General features: G+C 32.2%; 19 protein-coding genes, 1 tRNA gene and 1 rRNA gene. 5 read left to right on the top strand and 16 right to left on the bottom strand.

Annotation, left to right across the window (positions count from 1 at the left end):
- Positions 1-17: 17 nt before the first annotated feature.
- Complete coding sequence (gene uvrA / locus H9L18_RS04665; protein WP_126795120.1) at positions 18-2846, bottom strand: excinuclease ABC subunit UvrA; 2829 nt, start codon at positions 2844-2846, stop codon at positions 18-20.
- 12 nt (positions 2847-2858) lie between these two features.
- The gene (gene uvrB / locus H9L18_RS04660; protein ID WP_126795122.1) at positions 2859-4853 is read right to left on the bottom strand and encodes an excinuclease ABC subunit UvrB; all 1995 of its coding nucleotides are present in this window, start codon (positions 4851-4853) and stop codon (positions 2859-2861) included.
- Positions 4854-5019: 166 nt separating this feature from the next.
- Here uvrB and H9L18_RS04655 point away from each other — a divergent pair, with 166 nt between their 5' ends.
- The gene (locus H9L18_RS04655; protein WP_126795124.1) at positions 5020-6354 is read left to right on the top strand and encodes a C1 family peptidase; all 1335 of its coding nucleotides are present in this window, start codon (positions 5020-5022) and stop codon (positions 6352-6354) included.
- A gap of 58 nt (positions 6355-6412) precedes the next feature.
- On the opposite strand, the gene H9L18_RS04650 is transcribed toward H9L18_RS04655, so the two are convergent.
- Positions 6413-7348: an LCP family glycopolymer transferase gene (locus H9L18_RS04650; protein WP_246433310.1), complete on the bottom strand. Its 936-nt coding sequence runs from the start codon at positions 7346-7348 to the stop codon at positions 6413-6415.
- Positions 7349-7459: 111 nt separating this feature from the next.
- On the bottom strand, positions 7460-8641 hold the full coding sequence (locus H9L18_RS04645; RefSeq protein ID WP_126795126.1) for a MalY/PatB family protein: 1182 nt from the start codon (positions 8639-8641) through the stop codon (positions 7460-7462).
- A gap of 155 nt (positions 8642-8796) precedes the next feature.
- On the opposite strand from H9L18_RS04645, the gene H9L18_RS04640 reads away from it, so the two are divergent.
- Both H9L18_RS04640 and feoB read left to right on the top strand, forming a co-directional pair.
- Positions 8797-9024, top strand: coding sequence for a FeoA family protein (locus H9L18_RS04640; protein WP_126795127.1), 228 nt, complete (start codon positions 8797-8799; stop codon positions 9022-9024).
- Positions 9021-10934 (top strand): ferrous iron transport protein B, encoded by a 1914-nt coding sequence (gene feoB / locus H9L18_RS04635; RefSeq protein ID WP_126795129.1) that lies wholly within the window; start codon positions 9021-9023, stop codon positions 10932-10934. Before H9L18_RS04640 ends, feoB begins: the two co-directional genes overlap by 4 nt.
- A 43-nt stretch (positions 10935-10977) precedes the next feature.
- Here the strand turns inward: feoB and H9L18_RS04630 are convergent, their stop codons facing one another.
- From H9L18_RS04630 to H9L18_RS04600, 7 genes are all read right to left on the bottom strand, one after another.
- Entirely contained in the window at positions 10978-12339 is a 1362-nt protein-coding gene (locus H9L18_RS04630) for an alpha/beta hydrolase family protein (protein WP_185847504.1), read from the bottom strand.
- A 64-nt stretch (positions 12340-12403) separates the two neighbouring features.
- Positions 12404-13045, bottom strand: a complete 642-nt coding sequence (locus H9L18_RS04625) for a TetR/AcrR family transcriptional regulator (RefSeq protein WP_126795133.1) — start codon at positions 13043-13045, stop codon at positions 12404-12406.
- A 112-nt stretch (positions 13046-13157) separates the two neighbouring features.
- Positions 13158-13367 (bottom strand): copper chaperone CopZ, encoded by a 210-nt coding sequence (gene copZ, locus H9L18_RS04620; protein ID WP_126795135.1) that lies wholly within the window; start codon positions 13365-13367, stop codon positions 13158-13160.
- A gap of 120 nt (positions 13368-13487) precedes the next feature.
- On the bottom strand, positions 13488-14786 hold the full coding sequence (gene asnS, locus H9L18_RS04615; RefSeq protein ID WP_126795137.1) for an asparagine--tRNA ligase: 1299 nt from the start codon (positions 14784-14786) through the stop codon (positions 13488-13490).
- A gap of 23 nt (positions 14787-14809) precedes the next feature.
- Entirely contained in the window at positions 14810-16000 is a 1191-nt protein-coding gene (locus H9L18_RS04610) for a pyridoxal phosphate-dependent aminotransferase (protein ID WP_126795139.1), read from the bottom strand.
- 15 nt (positions 16001-16015) lie between these two features.
- Positions 16016-16501, bottom strand: a complete 486-nt coding sequence (locus H9L18_RS04605; RefSeq protein ID WP_126795141.1) for a cell wall elongation regulator TseB-like domain-containing protein — start codon at positions 16499-16501, stop codon at positions 16016-16018.
- A gap of 55 nt (positions 16502-16556) precedes the next feature.
- Positions 16557-19301, bottom strand: coding sequence for a helicase C-terminal domain-containing protein (locus H9L18_RS04600; RefSeq protein WP_126795143.1), 2745 nt, complete (start codon positions 19299-19301; stop codon positions 16557-16559).
- A 179-nt stretch (positions 19302-19480) separates the two neighbouring features.
- On the opposite strand from H9L18_RS04600, the gene H9L18_RS04595 reads away from it, so the two are divergent.
- Positions 19481-20365, top strand: a complete 885-nt coding sequence (locus H9L18_RS04595) for a phage holin family protein (protein ID WP_126795145.1) — start codon at positions 19481-19483, stop codon at positions 20363-20365.
- A 21-nt stretch (positions 20366-20386) separates the two neighbouring features.
- On the opposite strand, the gene H9L18_RS04590 is transcribed toward H9L18_RS04595, so the two are convergent.
- From H9L18_RS04590 to H9L18_RS04580, 3 genes are read right to left on the bottom strand one after another with little or no spacing between them, the layout of a single operon-like run.
- Entirely contained in the window at positions 20387-20884 is a 498-nt protein-coding gene (locus H9L18_RS04590) for a GtrA family protein (protein WP_126795147.1), read from the bottom strand.
- Between the two features lies 1 nt (position 20885).
- Positions 20886-21815: a permease prefix domain 1-containing protein gene (locus H9L18_RS04585; RefSeq protein ID WP_126795149.1), complete on the bottom strand. Its 930-nt coding sequence runs from the start codon at positions 21813-21815 to the stop codon at positions 20886-20888.
- A gap of 1 nt (position 21816) precedes the next feature.
- Positions 21817-22143 (bottom strand): PadR family transcriptional regulator, encoded by a 327-nt coding sequence (locus H9L18_RS04580; RefSeq protein ID WP_126795151.1) that lies wholly within the window; start codon positions 22141-22143, stop codon positions 21817-21819.
- Between the two features lie 149 nt (positions 22144-22292).
- Between H9L18_RS04580 and gloA the strand changes: the two genes are divergently transcribed.
- Positions 22293-22667, top strand: coding sequence for a lactoylglutathione lyase (gene gloA, locus H9L18_RS04575; protein ID WP_126795153.1), 375 nt, complete (start codon positions 22293-22295; stop codon positions 22665-22667).
- 100 nt (positions 22668-22767) lie between these two features.
- On the opposite strand, the gene H9L18_RS04570 is transcribed toward gloA, so the two are convergent.
- Together H9L18_RS04570 and rrf are read right to left on the bottom strand one after the other, a co-directional pair.
- Positions 22768-22841, bottom strand: a tRNA-Asn gene (locus H9L18_RS04570).
- A 12-nt stretch (positions 22842-22853) separates the two neighbouring features.
- Positions 22854-22969 (bottom strand): 5S ribosomal RNA (rrf, locus tag H9L18_RS04565).
- Positions 22970-22972 lie beyond the last annotated feature (3 nt).

Below are 22972 nucleotides of genomic sequence, written 5' to 3'. Positions count from 1 at the left end.
GTTTGGATTCTTTTTATTTAGTCAAATCGTTCCATGACTTCTTTTAGATAATAACCTGTGAAACTTTCTTCAACAGTGATGACTTCTTCTGGCGTTCCAGTAGTGACGATAGTTCCACCACCATCTCCACCTTCTGGGCCTAAATCAATAATATAATCAGCTGTTTTAATGACGTCTAAATTATGCTCAATAACAAGTACAGTATTACCTGCATCAACTAGGCGCGTTAAAACCCCAATCAAACGACTAATATCATCTGCATGTAGTCCTGTCGTAGGTTCATCTAGAATATAGAAGTTTTTACCAGAAGAACGTTTATGAAGTTCACTGGCTAACTTCATCCGTTGAGCTTCCCCTCCTGAAAGGGTTGTTGCTGATTGTCCAAGTTTTACATATCCTAAACCAACATCAACAATGGTCTGCATCTTACGATGAATTTTAGGAATTGCCTTAAAGAAATCCACTGCTTCTTCGACAGTCATTTCTAATATCTCAGCAATATTCTTTCCTTTATATTTGACTTCTAATGTTTCTGAATTGTAACGATGACCATGACAAACCTCACAAGGTACGTACACATCTGGTAAGAAATGCATCTCAATTTTTATGATACCATCACCGCGACAAGCTTCACATCTACCACCTTTGACATTAAAGCTGAAACGACCCTTTTTGTAACCACGGATTTTCGCTTCATTTGTTTTTGAAAACAAATCACGAATATCATCAAACACACTTGTGTAAGTTGCGGGATTACTTCTTGGTGTTCTACCAATAGGACTTTGATCAATATCAATAATTTTCTCTATTTCTTCATAACCAGTAATTGATTTGTATTTTCCTGGTTTTTCTGAATTACGATTAATTTTTTGGGCTAGTGCTTTCTTTAATATCTCATTCACTAATGTACTCTTACCTGATCCTGAAACACCTGTAACTGCGACAAATTTGCCTAAAGGGAAAGTAACATTAAGGTTTTTTAAATTATTCTCACTTGCCCCTTTGACCACAATTTCCTTACCATTTCCTTTTCTTCTAGAAGTGGGAACTGGAATCTGTTTTTTTCCTGATAGATATTGACCTGTTAAAGATTTTTTATTTTTTTCAACTTCTGAAGGAGTTCCTGCAGCAATAATCTCTCCACCAAGTTCTCCTGCCCCAGGTCCTATATCAATCAAATAATCAGCGGCACGCATAGTGTCTTCATCATGTTCTACTACGATTAAAGTATTTCCTAAGTCACGCATTTTTTTCAACGAATCAATCAATCGGTTGTTATCTCTTTGATGTAAACCAATAGAAGGCTCATCTAAAATATATAGGACACCTGAAAGATTAGATCCTATTTGAGTAGCCAAGCGAATACGTTGAGCTTCTCCACCTGATAATGTACCAGCTGAACGACTCAAAGTTAAATAAGTTAATCCGACATTTTTTAAGAAACTCAATCGATCTTTTATTTCTTTTAAGATAGGACTAGCAATCATTTGTTCCTGTTCACCAAATGACAATCCTTCAAAATAATCTAATGAATCTCCCACTGCTAAATTACTCAACTCACCAATATGATGACCATCTACTTTAACTGATAATGCTTCTTCATTTAAACGATAGCCATGACACGTTTCACACGTTAGCTCTGTCATATAAAGCCTCATCTGCTCACGCGTATAATCACTATTTGTTTCATGATATCTTCTTTTAATATTAATTAATATCCCCTCAAAAGGAATATCAACATCACGAACACCACCAAACTCATTTTCATAATGAAAATGAAACTCTTCTCCTTTTGATCCTTTTAAAAGAATTTCTTGTTGTTCGTCTTCTAATTTCTCATAAGGTGTGTCAAAATCAATTCCAAAATGATCACAAGCTTGTTCTAACATTTGAGGATAATAGTTTGAACTGATAGGGTTCCACGGAGCAATTGCTCCTTCTCTTAATGTTTTTGATTTATCTGGTACAACCAAATCAGCATCAACTTCTAGTTTAACACTTAAACCATCACACTCTGGACAAGCACCAAATGGCGTATTGAATGAGAATAATCTTGGTTCAATTTCACCTACTGTGAAGCCACAATACGGACAAGCATAATGCTCACTAAATAAAATTTCTTCTTCAGAATTAACATCTACTAAGGCATAACCTTCAGATAATCTTAATGCCATTTCAAAGGAATCAAATAAACGAGAACGAACGCCTTCTTTTACGACAATTCGGTCAACAACAATTTCAATGGAGTGTTTCTTATTCTTTTCAAGTTCCGGAATTTCTTCAATATCATAAGATTCACCATCAATTCTTACTCGAACAAATCCCTCTTTTTTTATTTTTTCAAATACTTTTTTATGTTGTCCCTTTTTACTTCGAACAATTGGTGCCAAAATTTGAACTTTAGTTCTTTCTTCTAACTCTAAAATACGATCAGTCATTTGTTCTGGTGATTGACTACTAATCTCTGTTCCATCATTTGGACAAATTGGATGTCCTACTCGAGCATAAAGTAATCTCAAATAGTCATTAATTTCTGTCACTGTTCCTACTGTTGAACGCGGATTCTTACTCGTTGTTTTTTGGTCGATTGAGATAGCTGGGCTTAACCCATCAATGCTATCCACATCTGGTTTATCCATTTGTCCTAAGAATTGTCTTGCATAAGCTGAAAGACTTTCAACATAACGCCTTTGCCCTTCAGCATAAAGCGTATCAAATGCTAAAGAGCTTTTTCCTGAACCAGATAAGCCTGTAATAACCACTAATTTATCCCTTGGAATCGTCACATCTATATTTTTTAAATTATGGGCTCTTGCCCCTCGAATCACTATTTTGTCATTTGCCATGGTGATCCTCCTTTATTTTCCAGATTTTAATTCAAGAAGGGTATCTCTTAAAGTAGCGGCTTTTTCAAAGTCCAGCTCTTTAGCTGCTTCTTTCATTTGATTTTCAAGTTCAAGTAACAATTCAGATTTTTCTTCTTTATTAAGATTTTCATATTGTTCTGTTAAGCTAACTTCTTCCTCTTCTTCACTTACCTTAGAAATACTGATCAAATCACGGATTTCTTTAATAATTGTCTTAGGTGTAATGCCATGTTCTTCGTTATAAGCTTCCTGAATAGCTCTTCTTCGTTTCGTTTCTTCAATCGCATGATTCATTGAATCTGTCATCTTGTCTGCGTACATGATAACTTTTCCATTTTCATTTCTTGCTGCACGACCTATTGTTTGAATTAATGAGCGCTCACTTCGTAAGAAGCCTTCTTTATCAGCATCCAAAATAGCAACTAATGATACTTCTGGAACGTCAATTCCCTCTCGAAGTAAGTTAATTCCAATTAAAACATCGAACTCACCTAATCTTAAATCACGAATAATTTCTGTTCTTTCTAAGGTTTTAACATCACTATGAAGATATTTAACTTTAATCCCAAGTTCTTTAAAGTAATCAGTTAAATCTTCAGACATTTTTTTCGTCAAAGTCGTAATAAAGACACGTTCATTTTTCTCAACTCTGTCATTGATTTCACCAACTAAATCATCGATTTGTCCCATGATAGGTCTTACTTCAATATTTGGATCAAGCAATCCTGTTGGACGAATAATTTGTTCTGCGATAAGGTCTGTTTCTTCTTTTTCATATGGGCCTGGAGTAGCAGAAACATAAACAATTTGATTAACATGTTCTTCAAATTCTTCTAATTTTAATGGACGATTATCTAGAGCACTAGGTAATCTAAAACCATAATCTACTAACATTTGTTTTCTCGCTCTATCCCCATTATACATTCCTCGAACTTGAGGCATTGTTACGTGAGACTCATCCACCATAATTAAAGAATCTTCTGGAAAGAAATCAATTAATGTATAAGGTGGTTCTCCTTCGTCTCGTCCTTCCATATGACGAGAGTAATTTTCAATACCTGAGCAATAGCCCATCTCACGCATCATCTCAATATCATAGTTCGTTCGTTGTTCAAGGCGTTGTGCTTCTATCAATTTTTCATCTTCTCTTAAATCTTTTAGTCGAACATCTAATTCATCTTGAATTCTTGTAATAGCTTTTTCCATTTGTTCTTCATTTGTCACAAAATGAGTAGCCGGGAAAATAGCCACATGTTCTGTATCTGACATAATTTCACCAGTTAATGCATTTACTTCTCTGATTCTATCAATCTCATCACCAAAAAATTCCACACGAAGAGCTTGTTCATCTCGAGAAGCTAAGAATATTTCTACTACGTCTCCTCGAACTCTAAAGCGTCCCCGTTGGAAATCAATATCATTTCTGTCAAACTGAATATCTACCAATTCTCTTAATAGTTGATCTCTTTCCATCTCCATCCCAACACGTAAAGACAGAACTTGCTCTTGGTATTCTTTTGGATCTCCTAATCCGTAAATACAAGAAACAGAAGCAACCACAATCACATCGTTTCTCTCTAGCAATGAACTAGTAGCTGAGTGACGTAATTTATCAATTTCATCATTCACACTTGAATCTTTTTCGATATAAGTATCACTTGAAGGAACATACGCTTCTGGTTGATAATAATCGTAATAACTAACAAAATATTCAACAGCATTATTTGGAAAAAACTCTTTAAACTCACTATATAATTGACCTGCTAACGTTTTATTATGAGCAATAATCAAGGTAGGTTTGTTGACTTCTTTAATCACATTTGACATCGTAAAAGTTTTACCCGATCCTGTCACACCTAGTAAAATCTGAGCTTTTTCTTTTTTATTTATATTATCTACAAGGGTTTTTATTGCCTCTGGTTGATCACCAGATGGCTCATATTTCGAAACCAAATCAAAGGTATGATCAGTACTTCTTTCTATCATAATTTCATTCTCCTTTGGTTGTATATTGACCTTTTTATTTTACCATAGCGAACATATTTTCGCCAATTGAAACGCCTAAAAAAATCGGTCATTCATATGGCTTTTCTTTTTAAATTAAAAGAGTACAATAAAGGTGTAGTCAAATTATGAGAGGATGATTAAATTTATGTCAAAAGAAATTTCTATCGAACAAATCAAACAATTTAATAATAAATATCATTCTGTTCCTAGTCATTTAATCAGTCAGCGAGCAGTTATGAAAAATGGGATTTTAGCTTCATCTGAAAATCAAGCTTCTATCGTCAAAAATAATCCTGTGTTTTCTATTGATTTAGATACAGGGGATGTCTCAAATCAAAAACAAAGTGGACGGTGCTGGATGTTTGCAGCCTTAAACACTTTCCGTCACCAAATAAGTCAAACCTTCCATATTAAAGATTTTGAGTTATCTCAAAATTATACTTTCTTCTGGGATAAGTTTGAAAAAGCTAACTATTTTTATGAAAATATTTTAGCTACTAGTAACGAATCTTTAACAAGTCGAAAGGTTGCTTTCCTTTTACAAACACCCCAACAAGACGGTGGACAATGGGATATGTTAGTAGCAATCATTCAAAAATATGGTATCGTTCCAAAACAAATTATGCCAGAAACTTTCAGCAGTTCTCAAAGTCGTGAAATAAATGATTTTCTCAATAAAAAATTAAGAAAAGATGCTGTCACTTTAAGAAAAATGGTATCAGACAGCAAAACAAGCGAAGAAATTGCTCAAGTAAAAGAAAGAATGTTGCAAGAAATTTACAATTTATTAGCAACAAGTCTTGGTACTCCACCAGACTCATTTGATTTTTCTTATGTCGATACTGATGGAAATTACCAGTTGAAACAAAACCTAACACCTCAATCTTTTTATGATGAATTTATTGGTCGAGATTTAGCAGATTATGTTAGTGTCATTAACGCACCAACTGCTGATAAACCATATAATCATATGTATTCAGTTGAACTTTTAGGTAATGTTGTTGGTGGAAAAGAAGTTCGTCACTTAAATGTTGATATTGAAACATTTAAAAAATTAGCTATCGATCAACTAAAAGCAGGAGAGGCTGTTTGGTATGGTTGTGATGTCGGTCAATCCTCAACAAAAGATTCAGGCGTTATGGCTACAGATGTTTACAGTGTTTCTGAAACATTAGATATTGATTATCAAATGACAAAAGCAGAACGTCTTGATTACGGTGAAAGTCTAATGACACATGCCATGGTTATTACTGGTGTGGATTTAGTTGATGATAAACCAACAAAATGGAAAATTGAAAACAGTTGGGGAGATAAAGTGGGAACAAAAGGCTATTTTGTTATGAGTGATGACTGGTTAAATGAATACACTTATCAAATAGTTATCAACAAAAAATTCTTACCAGCTGAGTTAAAAGATATTGTCGAAAAAGATGATGTTACAGTTCTTGCCCCTTGGGACCCAATGGGAGCTTTAGCATAGATAAAAAAATAAAAGCAGTTAAGACCTATCAAATTGAAGTGTCTTAACTGCTTTTTTATTATTTAGCTAATTGTTGTTTTAATAATGTTTGTACTCTGACTAACTCTTCATCAGGAATAACTTGGTAAGATAAACCATCAATCATTTCACCATTACCATGAAGTGTTTCTTCATCAATCGTTTTAAAACTTTCTCGGTAATCCATGGCAATTTTAAACATTTCTTCAGGTTCTAAATCTGTTTTCATGTTATCTTCAATTGCTTTTAAAATTTGTTTATATTTTGTTACACCGTTGAAAGTTAATGCTTGATCTGCAATAGCTGCGATTACTTCTTGTTGTCTCACTTGACGACCGTAATCTCCATTTGGATCCTCATATCTCATTCTTGTATAAGCTAAAGCTTGGTCACCATTTAATTTATTTTTTCCTTTAGGGAATGTATGTCCATCTTGTTTGAATTCAAATTTATTATTTACTTCAACGCCACCAACAGCGTTAACTAAATCTTCAAATCCTTCCATATTAATCCACACATAGTGATCAAGAGGAATACCTAATAATTTTTCAACAGTATCTAGTGCCATTTTTTCTTGTCCATAAGCATAAGCATGTGCTACTTTTTCAACTGTTCCATGCCCTACAATCTCAGTACGAGTATCACGAGGAACACTTAATAAAGTTGTTTTCTTTTCATTAGGATTAACTGTTGCAACAAGTAATGTATCAGAACGACCGACATCTGAACGTCCAAATTCTCCTGTGTCAATTCCAAGCATTAAAACAGAGAATGGTTTTCCGTCTTTGATATTAGTTCCTTCTGGACGACCTTTTACTGGTTTACTTACTTTATTTGCCGTATTTTTCACATCAAAATATGTCTTCCCTGCAATCGCTGTTGCTCCGACAAGTAAGGCTACGAGAACACCTAAAAGAATTAAAACTGTTTTCTTTAACGGACTCATTTTTTTCTTTCTTTTCTTACGAGTTTCCATAATTCATCTCCTATAAATAACAATTTAAAACAAGTCTAGCATATACTTTTTATAAAAACTATTGTAAATACCAGACATTTAAATAAACTTAATTTTTTTTAATAACAAGACCTATTTATTATTTAAGACTTTTGCTAGCTGTTTAGCTGCTATCTTAATATTTTCAGGTTTTGTCGCTAAATTAATTCTTATAAAACCAGCACTCTTTTCTTCAAACCATTCACCATAATCTATCGCAATTTTAACTTGTTTTTCCAAAATAGTTGACATCTCTTCTTTAGAAAGGTACTCAGATAAGTCTAACCAAGCTAAATAGGTTCCTTCTTTTTTAGCAAGTGATGCTTTAGGAAGTGATTGGCTAATTTCGTCTTTTAATAAATGATAATTGTGTTCTACCACTTGAATTAACTCATCTAACCACTCTTCACCTTCTTCATAGGCTGCTTGAGTCGCTAACACACCAAATAAACTAACAGGATTATTGATAATTTTTTCTGTGTATTTATCATACGCTACTCGATGTTCTTCATTAGGTATCAGTATATGAGAATGAAGCAAGCTAGCTAAATTAAATGTTTTTGATGCTGACGTTAAAACAAATAATTCTGTTAAATAAGAATCGTCTACTGACAAAGCACTCGTAAATTTTTTTCCAGGTTGAATAAAATCTTGATGTATTTCATCTGAAATAATCTTAACTTGATGTCTTTGACAGATATCAAAAAGTTGTGTCAACTCTTCACGTGTCCAAACTCTTCCCACTGGGTTTTGAGGAGAACAATGTAAAAAAAGTTTTACTTTATTTTTAATAATTTTTTCTTCAAAATCTTTAAAGTCTATATAATACGTTTCATTTTCTTGCTTTAATGATGACGTTACTAATTGACGCTCATTATTTTTTACAGCATCAAAGAACGGATAATAAACTGGAGTTAAAATAATAACACTATCATTTACCTCTGTAAAAGTTTGTATCAGGTAGTTAAATGAATTAACAACTCCTGTTGTAAAACGAATCCAATCTTTTTCAATGTTGATGCCATGGCGGTTTTTTTGCCATTGACTAAAAGCTTTATAGTAAGATTCTTCTACTAAAGAGTATCCAAAAACCCCATGTTCTACTCTCTTAGCTAATGCTTCTTGAACAGCAACTGGTACCTTAAAATCCATATCAGCCACCCATAATGGTAATAGATTTTCATCTGAAAATTTCTCTTTTAATCCGTCCCATTTGACAGAACCTGTTCCTTTTCGCTCTACATAATATGTTTTAATAAACGTTTCAATTGACATCGTATACCTCCTTTTTTACAACTATTTCTATTATAACGAATTACATGGAGATTACCATCTTTAATATACAAATCTTTCCTGAAATCGGTTGATATATACCTGAATTAGGATTATACTAAAAAAAGATTAGGTTAACCTAAAAAGGAGAACGAGTCATGAATTTACTAACTATTAATGATCATGAAGAAGTCTTTGTTGAGAATATCACTCATCCTGACGCAGAAATGAAAAGACGATTACTAGATTTAGGGTTCTACAAAGGAACTCCTATCAAAAAAGTTTTAGTTAGCCCAAAAGGTGACCCGATTGCTTACCGGGTAAGAGGAACAACCATAGCACTTAGAAATAGTGACGCTAAATATATTGAGGTGATGACGAAATGATGGAAGAAACAACCGATACTTTCGTTATTCAAAAGAAAAACGAATCTGACAGAACAATTGCCTTAGCTGGAAATCCTAACGTAGGTAAAAGTTCAATTTTTAACGAACTCACAGGAATGAGACAACATACTGGTAATTGGCCAGGTAAAACTGTTGATTTAGCACAAGGTTATGCTCAACATAAAAACCAAGGTTATGTCCTTGTAGATTTACCAGGAACATACTCTTTAATGGCCCATTCTCAAGAAGAGGAAGTGGCTCGTGATTTCATCCAATCTAAAGATTCAGAAGCTACTATAGTTGTTTGTGATGCAACGAGCTTAGAGCGAAATTTAAACTTAGTTTTACAGATCATGCAAATCACACCTAAAGTTGTCGTTTGTGTTAATTTGCTAGATGAAGCCAAAAAGAAAAAAATTAGTATCGATTTATTAAAACTTCAAGAATTACTTGGTGTTCCAGTTGTTGGAACTTCTGCTGTGAAAAAACAAGGTTTAGATGAATTAATGGAGAAAACTGAACAAGTCATTACTGGGGACATACAAGCTAATCCTTATATGCGAGATGCTTTAAATCAACTCCATGATGATTCTGAAACTGAAATCCTAGCTTTATTAGACCGAGCTTCAGTTATTGCAAATGATGTCATTAGTTATGGAAAAAAAGATTTTGATAAAAAAGACCGTGTACTTGATAAAATTTTAACTCAAAAAAGTACCGGTATCCCTATTATGATTCTATTATTAATGCTTGTTTTTTGGTTTACAATTGTTGGAGCGGATGGGCCTTCTGATTTCTTAGCAGATACTTTTAATCAATTTGGCAATTGGTTAACTAAAATGGCTAATCAAATGAATGTACCTAACATGCTTCAAAGCGTTTTAATTGATGGAATCTATAAAGTTCTCTCAACCGTAGTTGCTGTTATGTTACCACCAATGGCCATCTTCTTCCCAATCTTTACTTTACTTGAAGATTTTGGTTATCTACCGAGAGTGGCTTTTAACCTGGATAAATATTTCCAAAAGGCCGGAGCCTGTGGTAAACAAGCACTAACAATGTGTATGGGCTTTGGCTGTAACGCAGCAGGTGTCGTAGGTGCAAGAATTATCGATTCACCTAGAGAAAGACTAATTGCTATCGTTACTAACAACTTTGTTCCTTGTAACGGTCGTTTTCCAATCTTAATTGCTGTCATTACAATGTTTTTTGCAGGTACAAGTACTGGGTTACTAGGTTCTGTTAAATCAGCTGCCTTTTTAACAGGAGTTATTCTGCTTGGTGTGGCAACAACGATTTGGGTCTCTACTTTACTATCCAAAACAATTTTAAAAGGATTACCTTCTTCCTTTACATTAGAATTACCGCCCTACAGAAAACCTCAAATAGGACAAGTAATTGTTCGTTCTATTTTTGATAGAACCTTATTCGTTTTATGGCGTGCCATTATCGTAGCCGCTCCAGCAGGTTTAGTTATTTGGGTCTTAGCAAATATTCATATTGGTGATCAATCTATTTTACAAAGTATTACTGCTTTTATTGATCCTTTTGCTCATTTAATGGGACTTGATGGAACCATTTTAATGGCCTTTATTCTAGGATTACCTGCTAATGAAATTGTTATTCCTATCATGATAATGGGATATATGGCAACTAGTACGATTACAGACTTTAATTCACTTAACGAATTTCATCAATTACTAGTTAACAATGGTTGGACATGGTTAACAGCAACGAATGTCTTATTATTTACTTTGTATCACTGGCCATGTTCAACTACTCTAATCACTATTTACAAAGAAACTAAAAGCAAAAAATGGACCTTCGTTTCATTTATCGTTCCAACAGCGATTGGCATTGGAATTACTATGTTAACCACATTGATTGCTCATTTATTTCATTTAGTTTAATAAAAAAGATCAGTAAAAGCTTAACAACTTTTACTGACCTTTTTTAATATTTTTCGACTTTTATATCTTTATGTTCATTTAAAAAGCTATCAACAGCTTTTTTATTTTTACCTTTTAGATGTTGATCAAAGAATCCAAGTGACACTTGATTAATTGTCTCAAATGTTTTTTTGTAATCAGCATTTTTTACTGCAATTAAAGGTGAAAAACCAGCTAAATCTGTAAAGCTTCCATGATCTGTATTTGGCAAGATTAATTTGTAAACACCTGGTTGATTGACTTGATCATTTCGAATGCCACACTCTACAAATAATGGGTCTTTTCCTTCTTTCATATTCTTAATAGTATCACTAGCATTCATAAGTAAGAATGGTTTTGTTATATCGCCCTCTTTTATTGCTGGACCATAAAATCCTCCATCCATATTAATGGCTGCTTTAATACGATCGTCATTAATAAGTGAGTACGTTGATGTTGCTCCACCATAAGAGTGACCAAGAGCACCAATTTTATCTGTATCTACTTGTTTCATTACATCATCGTATTTTTTATTCTTTTTATCTAATAATGAATCTAAAACAAAACGAGCATCAGCTTGCCACTCTAAATTATGTTTATCTAGATAGTCTAAAGTTAAATCTTTGTCTTCATAAGGAACATACGCTTGATTTTCAAACAGTGTAAGAGCAGAATCTTTTGTATAGTTAACTGCCGCAATAACATAACCATGACTTGCTAACTCTTCTAGTTGGAAAGTGTTTTGACGATTATATAAAGTCATCCCATGTGAAAAAATAAGTAAAGGAAATGTCTCATCACTAGCAACTTTTCCATCTAAATAAGAATGAGTTTTTATTTGATTCATATGACCTGTAATCATATCTGGCATCCCTTGTGTTCTAGCTAGTTCATGTCTCAAACCATCTATATCTACTGAATAATCAGTAAATTTTCCTTTGTTATCAACTGATGGATAATACAGTTGAATCATCATATCTTTTTCATTCTTCTTATTTTTATTATTAGTTAGCATCACACTTCTAGTTCCCACTTCATAGTTACCAGAAAGAGCTTTAAATTGAGTGATTGGAAAAGCATACAGTGGACTAATCGTTACCAAAATAGCTAACAAAGCTCCTACTATTTTTCCGACAACTAAGCTTTTTGGGAAACGAATTTCTTCTTTACTTTTTAAAGTAAAAAGTAAAACAATTACCAAAATAGCTAAACCATAAGTGGGAATTATCTGCCAACGATAACTATCAATGAGTAAACTTAAAATCATCAGTCCTATTTCTGTCATTGCTATCGGTTTTCGATAACGTTTTGCTACATCAAATTTTAGTATGATACTACCTAAAGTTAGTAAAGTAAAGCCAATAAATAATATTTCAAAAAATCTCATTTTCTCTTCTCCTTTAAGATACATTCAAATGTATGTATAACTTTAAAAAAATAAACGTATTTGTTTATTTTTTTGTTTCTTCGTAATATCCCATAAAAGCGTCTATAACTGATTCATCAATTAGTGGCAAACCTGATGTTTTTAACAATTGATCAATAAACCTAATTTTTGATTGATAATCAGTTTGACTAACATGAATAATATTAGGATTACTCCAAATATTAAACAATAACATCATCATTTCAGAAACTTCCTTGATGTTCTCAACCTGACAAGAACCATCCTTGTTACCTTCTTCAATTAAACGTGATACCTCAGTGGCAGTTACTTCAATACTATCGTGAACGATTCTAAAAATAAATTCTGGTGAATTAACAACACTAGGAATATTAGTCATCGCACCTTTTTCAGTTTGTTTTTTTAAACTTAAAATAATGCCTTGTCTTAAACGATCGACTGCTTTCGTTTTTGTATCAGTAATCTGATTTAACACACTCTTATTTTCGGAAAAATATTCTTCCGTAACTGCATCAATTAAATCAGCTTTCGATTTAAAATGATGATAGAAAGCACCTCGAGTAATACCTCCCACATCATCAATCACTTCTTGAATCGTCACATTTTCCCAACCACGAAACGTAAAAAGTTTAGCAGCTGATTCTAAAATTGCTTTTCTAGTTCTTTCTGGGTATTTATTACGAGCCATAACAATCACTCCTATACATACATTTGTATGTATGATACTATCCTAATCTTTTTAACTTGTCAAATAAAAAAAGCCGATTTTTTAAAATCAGCTTTTATCAAATATTATTATATTAGATGCTGCTTGCTTCATAGCCTAATTCTGTAACTGTTTCTAAAATCTTTTCTAACGGAATTTTAGTTTCATCAAACTTGATTTTAGCTTCTGCATTTTTTAACTTCACTTTTATTTTATCCACACCATCTAACTCAGATACTGCTTTCTCCACTTTTCCTACACAATGCTCACAACTCATGCCATTAATCTTTATTGTTTGTTTCATATCTATCACCTTTCTTTTATTGTTTACGTTTGTAACTTATAAATCAATACTACTCTTCTTCCATTTGAAAGTCAAATAAAAAAGAGGCAAGATTTTCATCTCTACCTCTAATTGAACTCTCTATGGATAAATACGGTGTAATAAACGTGGGAATGGACTTGCTTCACGTACGTGTTCAATACCACATACCCAAGTAACAGTTCTTTCAAGACCTAAACCAAAGCCTGAGTGAGGAACTGGACCATATTTTTGTAAGTCTAAGTACCATTCATAATCTTTACGATCTAAACCGTCTTTTTCAATTTGTTCTAATAAATACTCAAATCCGATAGCACGTTCACTACCACCAATGATTTCACCGTATCCTTCTGGAGCAATCATATCAGCACGAATAACAACATCATCTCTTGTTGGATGTGGCTTCATGTAAAATGGACTCATTGATTTAGGATAATTCAAAATGAATACTGGTTTTTCATAATGATTAGCAATGAATGTTTCATGTGGAGAACCAAAATCATCTCCCCATGTAATATCTTCAAAGCCATTTTTTTGTAATAATTCAACAGCTTCATCATAAGAAATTCTTGGGAATGGTAAAACTGTATATTTTTTAAGTAATTCTTTATCACGTCCTAAAACGTCTAAAGCATAGTCACAGTTTTCTAAAACTTTTTCAATCATAAATGCTACATATTGCTCTTGAATTTCTAAACTTTCTTCTTGAGTGACAAACGCCATCTCAGGTTCCATCATCCAAAACTCAGTTAAATGACGACGTGTTTTAGATTTTTCAGCTCTAAAAGTTGGTCCAAATGAAAAGACTTTTCCAAAAGCCATTGCTGCTGCTTCTAAGTACAATTGTCCTGTTTGAGACAGATAAGCAGGATCGCCAAAATAATCTGTTTCAAATAATTCTGTTGTTCCTTCTGGTGCGCTACTTGTTAAAATAGGTGGATCAATTTTAATAAAGTTACGCTCGTTAAAGAACTCGTAAGTTGCACGAATTAACTCATTACGAACTTGCATAACAGCATGTTGTTTAGAAGAACGTAACCATAAATGACGATGATCCATTAAAAAGTCAGTTCCATGTTCTTTTGGTGTAATTGGGTAGTCGTGACTTTCACCAACAACTTCAAGACCAGTAACACCCAATTCATAACCAAATTTAGAACGCGTATCTTCTCTAATTTCACCTGTAACAATAACTGATGTTTCTTGATTTAAGCCTTTTGCTAAATCAAATAACTCATCACCTACTTCTGCTTTTACAACAACCCCTTGGAAGAAGGCTGAGCCATCTCTTAAGTTTAAGAAAGCAATTTTACCACTTGAACGTTTATTTGCAATCCAAGCACCGATTTTTACTGTTTCTCCTACATGATTCTTTGAATCAATAATCTGTATTGTTTTCATTCCAACTCTCCATCCATATTAATTTATTTGATTTGCTTTTTATTAACAAAAGCAATAATCTGATCCATTGCCAAATCTAGAGTTTCTAAATCTGTTGCATAACTTAGACGTATATGTTTACTGGTTCCAAATCCTTCTCCTGTCACAACAGCTACGTGAGCTTCTTCTAGTAAATCATTTACCCAATCAGTCACATTGTCATACCCACATAATTCTAAACATTCAGATATATCAGGATATAAATAAAAAGCACCTTGAGGCTTATCGATCTTAACTCCTGGTATTTCATTAAGTCGTTTATAAGTGAGATTTAAACGTTCTTCAAATACTAAACGCATCTTCTCAACTTGTTCTTGATTTCCTGTTAAAGCTTCAATTGCAGCATACTGACTTACAGCAGATGGATTACTTGTTGCCTGAGAGGCGATTTTTACCATTTGAGAAATAAGTTTCTCATCTCCTAAGGCGTAACCAATTCGCCAACCAGTCATTGCATAACTTTTAGATACTCCATTGATAACGATTGTCTGTTTTTTTATCTCTTCAGACAATGTTGCAATTGGCGTAAAGACATTCCCATTATAAACTAGTTTGCCATAAATATCATCGGCTACTATTAAAATATTATGTTTAACTGCCCATTTACCAATTTTTTCCAATTCTTCCGGCGTATAAATAGCACCAGTTGGATTACAAGGTGAATTTAAAATAAAAGCCTTCGTTTTATTTGTAGTTACTTTCTCTAAATCTTCAACTGTCACTTTAAAATGATTAGACTCAATACCTTCCACAAAAACTGGTATTCCATCACAAATTTCAACCTGTTCTCCGTAACTTACCCAGTAAGGTGATGGAATGATAACTTCATCACCTTCATTCAATAATGCCTGAAACAGAATAAATAAAATAAATTTAGCACCTGTTCCAACCACGACTTGATTAGGTTCATACTCAATACCATAATCTTCTTTTGTCCGGCTAATGACTGCTTCAATCAATTTCTTTTGTCCAGAAACTGCTGTATAAAAGCTAGCTTCTCCACTCTTAATTGCTTTAACAGCAGCATCCTGAATATTTTCAGGTGTATTAAAATCAGGCTCTCCTAGCGCTAAATTTAATACGTTAATTCCTTTTTCGGCTAATTTTTTTGCTTTTGCTGCTGTTTCTAATGTTGTTGATGGTTTTAACTTCAATACTCTATTAGATACTTTCATAGCTATCCTCCCCTATTAAACCTGATTTATTTCATTAACAAGTTCCCCACTTTTAAAATCAATAAGATAATAGTCTAAACCACTTTCTATACTGTCTGCCACTACTTCCCATACTGGCTTTTCTTTATAAATACCAAGTGAAACCTTATTGATTCTCTTTGTTTTTTTCATGTCTAAAACTTTTTTTATAGCTTCATCATTTGTAATTCCATCTTTTTGATTCATAATAACTGCCTCAGAACCATCTTGAGGTAAAAAGACGATTTTTTCAACATTTTTATTATCAGTTCCTACAACTGTAAAGTATGTTTTATCTCGTGTAAACCAATAAAAATCTTGCACATCTGAAATACCTGCAACATTTTTTGAGATTTTAACAGCCTGACTTTTGGCTTTTCTCATTGGGGAAGCTGATTGAAACAAAACAACTCCAACTAGTACAATGGTTAAAATTAAAATGGAGCCAAATATTTTGAGTTGTTGATTTCTTTTTCTATTCACGACAAGCTTGCCTCCTCATTCTTTTTTCCTATTATAGCAACTTTTCAATTTTTTTTCAGTTAATTTCTGTAAAAAACAAACTCATTTGAGCTAAACTAGTTTCCAAACTACATTCTTCTACTTGTAGCCCCTGTGGTAAATAGCCTAATAGTTGCTGCGAATAACTTGATTTTGTTAGTCGATCATCTAATAGTAGAATAACGCCTCTATCTGCATCAGATCTTAATAACCGTCCTAATCCTTGCCTTAATCGCATCCCTGCTTGAGGAATTGCTTCAGTATAGAAAGGATTCATTCCTTGTTCTTCTATAAAGCGATACTTAGCTTCTATCAATGGTCGTTTTGGAGGATCAAATGGAAGCTTAGTCATGATAATTAAATCTAAATTAGGAAGATTTAAATCTACTCCTTCCCAAAAACTATTTGCCCCTAAAATTATACCACCTGCTCGTTTAGCAAATTGCTTCGCTATTTTTTCTTTTGTTCCAGTTATATCTTGAGCATAAAGTTCAACATCTTGCTGGTTATAATGCTGAGAAAGCTGTTGATAAACTTGTTTCAATAGATGATGAGAAGTAAATAGAACCAGCATTGATTCTTTTCCAATATTTCGACTTTCAATAATGGTCTTAGCTATGAACGTTGCCTGATTTGATATTTTCTCTTTTTTAGAAACAACAAGAAATTTTGCATTTTTTTGATAATCAAAAGTATCTTCAATTTTAACTTTCTTGGCATCAGGTATATTCAATTGTTTCTCAAAGTAACTAGAATCTACATCCAATTGAAGTGTCCCGCTTGTATAAATAATTTTTTCAAATGACTGATACCAACGAGTTGTTTGAATAGATAGTTTTGAAAAATCGAGCATTTTTAGAGTAAAATGATCTTTCTTTAAAGTTATCCATCTGACGTTAGTTTTTTCTAATGTTTTAAAGAATGTTGAAAAATGTTTATTCCATTCAGAAAGTTGTTCTAAAACATGAAGATAATCAAGTAAATTAAAGTAATCTTTTGTTTTGATGTTAGACATATTTTTAATAATTTCTTGCTTAAAATCTTCAGTAAGTTGATTAATTTCATTTAAAATGGTTATAAGTTCTTTTAAATTTTTTCTCATTGGGACCGGCCATTCAAGTACTTCTGGTAAATTCTCCATCAGCACCTCTTCTTTCCCTTCTAAAAAACCACCTACTTCTATTAAAAAGCGTTCTAACCAATGTAAGTCTTCTCTAACGTCTATAGAGAAAGTTCCTAACAATTCGACTGTACGATTTAATTTAGAATGATTTAATTTCGCCAACGCTAAATTAGCCTCTTCTGACTCTTTTAGTTTTTTCAATAAAGAAAAGACATGATTAAATGATAAAGAGATCATTTCTTGATTCTCAAATTGACTAATTAATTTATGAGATTCATCAATTACTAAAATAGAAGATTTTGGAATTAATGAGATATCTCGTTTGTTTTCTTCACATAAAAAAGCATGATTAACAACAATAACATCAGCTACTTCTTTCTTCTCTTCTAAATACTTAACAAAATCTTCTTGATAAAAATTTGACTGACTGTTTAATGTATGTACACCTCTATGCTTGATATGATCAAAGAAAACATGTTGTTTATTTAAATTAATTTCATCTAAATCTCCAGTCTCAGTCTCAATTAGCCAAGTTAACACAGCCATTTGGTTAATTGCATATTGTTTTTGTTCAATAGGGCATTCTTTCAACGTCTTATTAAATTTTTCAAGATCAATATAATGCTGATAACTTTTTAAAACCATACCAAATAAGTCATTATCAGTCACTTCTTTTAATTGCTCTAAGGTACTATCAATTAATTGCTCTTGTAGCATGATGGTACTTGTTGAAACAATAATAGGATAATTATTATTGTTGTAGCTCAGAGGCATTAAGTATCCTAAACTTTTTCCAACTCCTGTACTAGCTTCGATAATAAGGTTTTTTCCCTGTTCTTTTTCAACAAAATCAGATATAGTATTCATCATTTTCAATTGTGGCTCTCTGTTGACAAACGAAGATGAAAAAAGTAGTTCTTTTTCCTTATTTGTTTTTGGAAAATCTTTCTTCTCTCTTACTTTTTTTTCTTTAAAAGTATAATCTTTTTCTCTAAGAGAAATACTCTCAATCGTTTTAACCCTATCAAATTCAGTTTGATTCAACTGGCTTTCTTTACTTAAAAGAACTTCTTCAAAAAGCATAGAGTTATCTACCCCAAGTAAATAAGACAATTCAGTCATTTTTTTCAAAGTGACATAAGGAATTGTTTTTAACTTCTCACACAAGCAAATAAAAAGCTCAGCTGTCACATAAGCATCACTTAAAGCTTGATGGGGATTATCATGTGTTAAATTCAATGTTTCAGCTAAATCAGAAACTCTAAATCCTGTCGATGTAGGATAAAGAATTTGAGAGAGTTCAACCGTATCAATACATTTTGTTTTTAATTCTATTTCTCCAGCTCTTGACAATTCACTATTCAAAAAAGAAAAATCAAAATAAACATTATGAGCAACAAATACACAATCTGAAATTAGCTGGCTAATGATTGGTGCTATGTCTTCAAAATAAGGAGCATTAGCAACCTGTTGATTACTAATACCTGTTAAAGATTCGATGTTTTTAGGAATTGCTAGTAGGGGATTAACGTCCGTAGAGAAATAGTTAATGATTTTTCCCTTTTGAACCAAAACGCAAGCAAATTGAATAATTTTATCACGTTCGGGATTTGTTCCAGTTGTCTCAATATCAACAACTGCATAGATGTTTTCATCCATCAAAAATACCCCCTCCTCTTAATAAGACTCCTTTCTATTATACAGACAAACCAGTATTATTTCACTAAAATCGATATTTATTTTACTAGTCATATTTTTGGGAGATAGATTGTTTTAATGAATAAACTGTGGTTAAATAGATGTATAGAAAAAGTTTGATTAGGTGGGCTATAAAAATTATGAGAAATTTGAAAATTGTAGGGGGATTTGTATTCGCTTTTTGGATAATCGCCTTAATTTTAACCTTCAACAATTCATGGATGTGGTGGGCCTACTTGCTTATTTCCAGTGTTGCCTTAATTTTAGCAGCTATTTTGTTGTACCAAACTGAAATTAAAAATCTTTATTATCGTGCAGAAAAAGATGTAACGAAATTAAAAAGTAAGTCTGCACAAAAAATTAGTTATGATGAAGATGAAGAATATTACGATGTTCTTGATAATAAAAAACGTCGAAAAAAACGTAAAAAAAGGCGTCCAAGTAATTATTTAGAGACAACAGCAAGAGAACGTAAAAAAACAAATGAAAATCATGGCTCTTCCGATGAAATTCATCGTATGTCCTCTATTCGTAATAAAGAATATCTTCACACAAAAATTAATCTACTGTATAATGGCGAAAAACAACAGCTTTTATTTGAAACCATTCAACAGTTAAAAGCTAATAACTTCTTTTCAAGTTATTATGCCGGTGTAACTAATGATGATTTAGTTAATAATTTTGAAGAGTATGAGGAAAGAAACATTTTTGAGTTATATGATAATTTAATTCCAAATACTTATGCTAAGGTTCTTTATGATCCTAAATCCGATAGTAATAGAATCGGTATTTTTTTAGGAACAACAGGAGATAATCAAGATGAAATGATGCTTGGTTTTATCGCATTAGAAGACAGCTACAAAGCAGATTTATTACTTAAAAAATACGCCAATATACAAGTTTTCCCGACTATTTTAGGTGGAACTTATAAACGTGTTTACCGAAATAGATCTGGAGAAATTAAAATCATAAAAGATTTCATCAACTATGATTTAACAATTTCACTTGCATTTTATAACAATTAAAAAACCGTGTAAGCTAATAACTTACACGGTTTTTTTAAATACTGCTTTTTTAGAGATAATATAATTAATAACAATTGCTAAGACTTGTACAAAAAGAGCGAAGATAAACTCATTTAATAATTTTGAGCTACCGATAAAGTGTTTAGTCAATGAACTACTAAACAGGACAAATTCATAATTAATTTTATCTAAAAATAATAGATGAATAAAAAAATCAGGAAATTTTTCAACTGTTAAAAAGGTAATCCCAACGTCTAATCCAAAAACAAATAGTCGTCCTACTATAAAACCAAACAGTTGTTTTAAAACCTGCTTAAATCCCCATTCCTTATTCTTAAAAACAAATATCTTGTTCGTAATATAAGCAAATAGGATGGCTGTAACTTGTGCTAAAACAACTCCTAACATTGAATTATCTGTTATTGCAATAACCGTGAAACGTGTTACAAAATAAACAACTGTCGTCAGCACACCAAATATTAAGTAGCTCATACTTTCTCTATTAATAATTTTATTCATTTTAATTCTCCTTCACCCATAAGCCAAATAAAACGCCTGCAACTGGGAAGATTATCCATGAAATCGACCAATTATTAAATACAAAACTAATTAATAAATAAACAGCTACAATGATTAACCAAAAACTATCATTAAATTTCTTCCAGAAAATTTTTCGATCTAATTCTTTTTGAGAAATAGACTCATCTATCGCATTTTCCAATAAAAAAGAATAGCTAGATTTAACACATCCAGCATAAATTAAGAAGAAGCATCCAATAGTCGATATAACAACTGTCACAGCAGTATAGAGTAGAATATAGTCTGCTCTCTGGCTTCCAATTAAAACAGGTATAGAGGATAAAATACAGATAACAATTCCTATAACCAAAGCCATAGTGAATGATTTAGTATAATTTTTATCTTCCGCTACAATATACTCTCTATTTCTATGATTAAGGAAAAATCCTTTTTCTAAATGATTGAATTTACTCAATTTTAATCCATTCATAACAAATAATCCCACAGAGATTGCTACAATTGCAATACACGTTATGATTCCTATTATAATAAGATTAAATTGTAATCCCATTAAAATCGCAGCTACTCCCATACCACAACCAATAACACCTAGTCCAATACCAACAGCTGTTTCTCTCTTAATTGCTATGTACTCATCAATCTCATCTAGATCTAAAGTAGGAAAATCATTTTTAAAAATATTGTTATTCTTTGTTTCTTTTTTTATTTCTAATTCATTTAATAATTCATCTACATTACCAAATTCTGAAATAACTGAACCAATAGCTTCATTTTCAGTCATTCCCTGACTAACTAACTCTTCATATTTTTCAATCATATTTAGTAAGATATCATTTTTTAAATGTTGAATTTCTTCTGTTTCAGGTAAATTCATAAACATCGTTTCAACATAATTTTCAATTGCTATCATTTTATTTTCCTCCTAAAAATTTATCGACTACTTCTTTAGTAATTTGCCATTCTTTTTCTTTCTCTAAATAAAAAGCAAGCCCAGCAGATGTTATTTTGTAGTATGTTCTCTTTTTACCAAATGTTTCTTCACCTGGATAAGATGTTATAAATCCCTTTTTTTTTAATCGTGTGAAAGCTGAATATAAAGTTGTTTCCTTGATAATGTATTTTTCATCTGTAATTGTTCTTATTTTTTTAGATATCTCATAACCATAAGAATCCCCATCAATTAATATTGATAAAATAATTGAATCATTATATCCTCGAATGATATCACTACTAATCATTTTTATTCACCTACTCTTTTACTCTACCAATCGTAGTAGTATCTTATCATTATTACTACGACTAATCAAGTAATTTTGAGTAAATAACTAGAATGATTTTACTAAAAATGATATGATTTAATCAATGAATTGAAAGGATGTTTTGCAAAATGAAAATGGCACATACTTGTGTTCGAGTTAAAGATTTAGAAGCTTCTGTTGATTTTTATACAAAAGCATTTGATTTTAAAGAAAGTCGAAGAAGGGATTTTCCAGAAAACAAATTCACTCTAGTCTATTTAACATTACCAAATGATTCTTATGAATTAGAATTAACATATAACTATGATTCTGAAGGGTATGATTTAGGAAATGGTTATGGTCACATTGCTATTGCAACAGATGATTTAGAAGGCCTACACCAAAAACATAAAGAAGCTGGTTTTAACCTAACTGATTTAAAAAATTTACCTGGTGTTCCTCCTTCATATTATTTTATAGTTGATCCTGACGGCTATAAAATTGAAGTAATTCGTGAAAAATAGTAATAAAAAAAGCTATGAATTATTGATTCATAGCTTTTTTTTATGTTATTATTTAAAAATTCAACAAAAAAAGAGTAAATCACTGATTTACTCTTTTAAACTCCGGCAGTAGGACTCGAACCTACGACATCATGATTAACAGTCATGCGCTACTACCAACTGAGCTATGCCGGATAATTATAATAAGCATGGCAACGTCCTACTCTCACAAAGGGAAACCCTTCACTACCCTCGGCGCTAAGAAGCTTAACTTCTGTGTTCGGCATGGGAACAGGTGTATCCTTCTTGCCATCATCGCCACACTT

The sequence above is a fragment of the Vagococcus carniphilus genome (assembly GCF_014397115.1).
Lineage (GTDB): Bacteria > Bacillota > Bacilli > Lactobacillales > Vagococcaceae > Vagococcus > Vagococcus carniphilus.
Note: the sequence above shows the minus strand (reverse complement) of the source record. Positions and strands in the feature narration are given on the sequence as shown.

Coding starts and splice junctions, on each gene's coding strand:
- uvrA (WP_126795120.1), bottom strand. CDS start 2,846: ATGGCAAATGACAAAATAGTGATTCGAGGGGCAAGAGCCCATAATTTA.
- uvrB (WP_126795122.1), bottom strand. CDS start 4,853: ATGATAGAAAGAAGTACTGATCATACCTTTGATTTGGTTTCGAAATAT.
- H9L18_RS04655 (WP_126795124.1), top strand. CDS start 5,020: ATGTCAAAAGAAATTTCTATCGAACAAATCAAACAATTTAATAATAAA.
- H9L18_RS04650 (WP_246433310.1), bottom strand. CDS start 7,348: ATGGAAACTCGTAAGAAAAGAAAGAAAAAAATGAGTCCGTTAAAGAAA.
- H9L18_RS04645 (WP_126795126.1), bottom strand. CDS start 8,641: ATGTCAATTGAAACGTTTATTAAAACATATTATGTAGAGCGAAAAGGA.
- H9L18_RS04640 (WP_126795127.1), top strand. CDS start 8,797: ATGAATTTACTAACTATTAATGATCATGAAGAAGTCTTTGTTGAGAAT.
- feoB (WP_126795129.1), top strand. CDS start 9,021: ATGATGGAAGAAACAACCGATACTTTCGTTATTCAAAAGAAAAACGAA.
- H9L18_RS04630 (WP_185847504.1), bottom strand. CDS start 12,339: ATGAGATTTTTTGAAATATTATTTATTGGCTTTACTTTACTAACTTTA.
- H9L18_RS04625 (WP_126795133.1), bottom strand. CDS start 13,045: ATGGCTCGTAATAAATACCCAGAAAGAACTAGAAAAGCAATTTTAGAA.
- copZ (WP_126795135.1), bottom strand. CDS start 13,367: ATGAAACAAACAATAAAGATTAATGGCATGAGTTGTGAGCATTGTGTA.
- asnS (WP_126795137.1), bottom strand. CDS start 14,786: ATGAAAACAATACAGATTATTGATTCAAAGAATCATGTAGGAGAAACA.
- H9L18_RS04610 (WP_126795139.1), bottom strand. CDS start 16,000: ATGAAAGTATCTAATAGAGTATTGAAGTTAAAACCATCAACAACATTA.
- H9L18_RS04600 (WP_126795143.1), bottom strand. CDS start 19,301: ATGGATGAAAACATCTATGCAGTTGTTGATATTGAGACAACTGGAACA.
- H9L18_RS04595 (WP_126795145.1), top strand. CDS start 19,481: ATGAGAAATTTGAAAATTGTAGGGGGATTTGTATTCGCTTTTTGGATA.
- H9L18_RS04590 (WP_126795147.1), bottom strand. CDS start 20,884: ATGAATAAAATTATTAATAGAGAAAGTATGAGCTACTTAATATTTGGT.
- H9L18_RS04585 (WP_126795149.1), bottom strand. CDS start 21,815: ATGATAGCAATTGAAAATTATGTTGAAACGATGTTTATGAATTTACCT.
- H9L18_RS04580 (WP_126795151.1), bottom strand. CDS start 22,143: ATGATTAGTAGTGATATCATTCGAGGATATAATGATTCAATTATTTTA.
- gloA (WP_126795153.1), top strand. CDS start 22,293: ATGAAAATGGCACATACTTGTGTTCGAGTTAAAGATTTAGAAGCTTCT.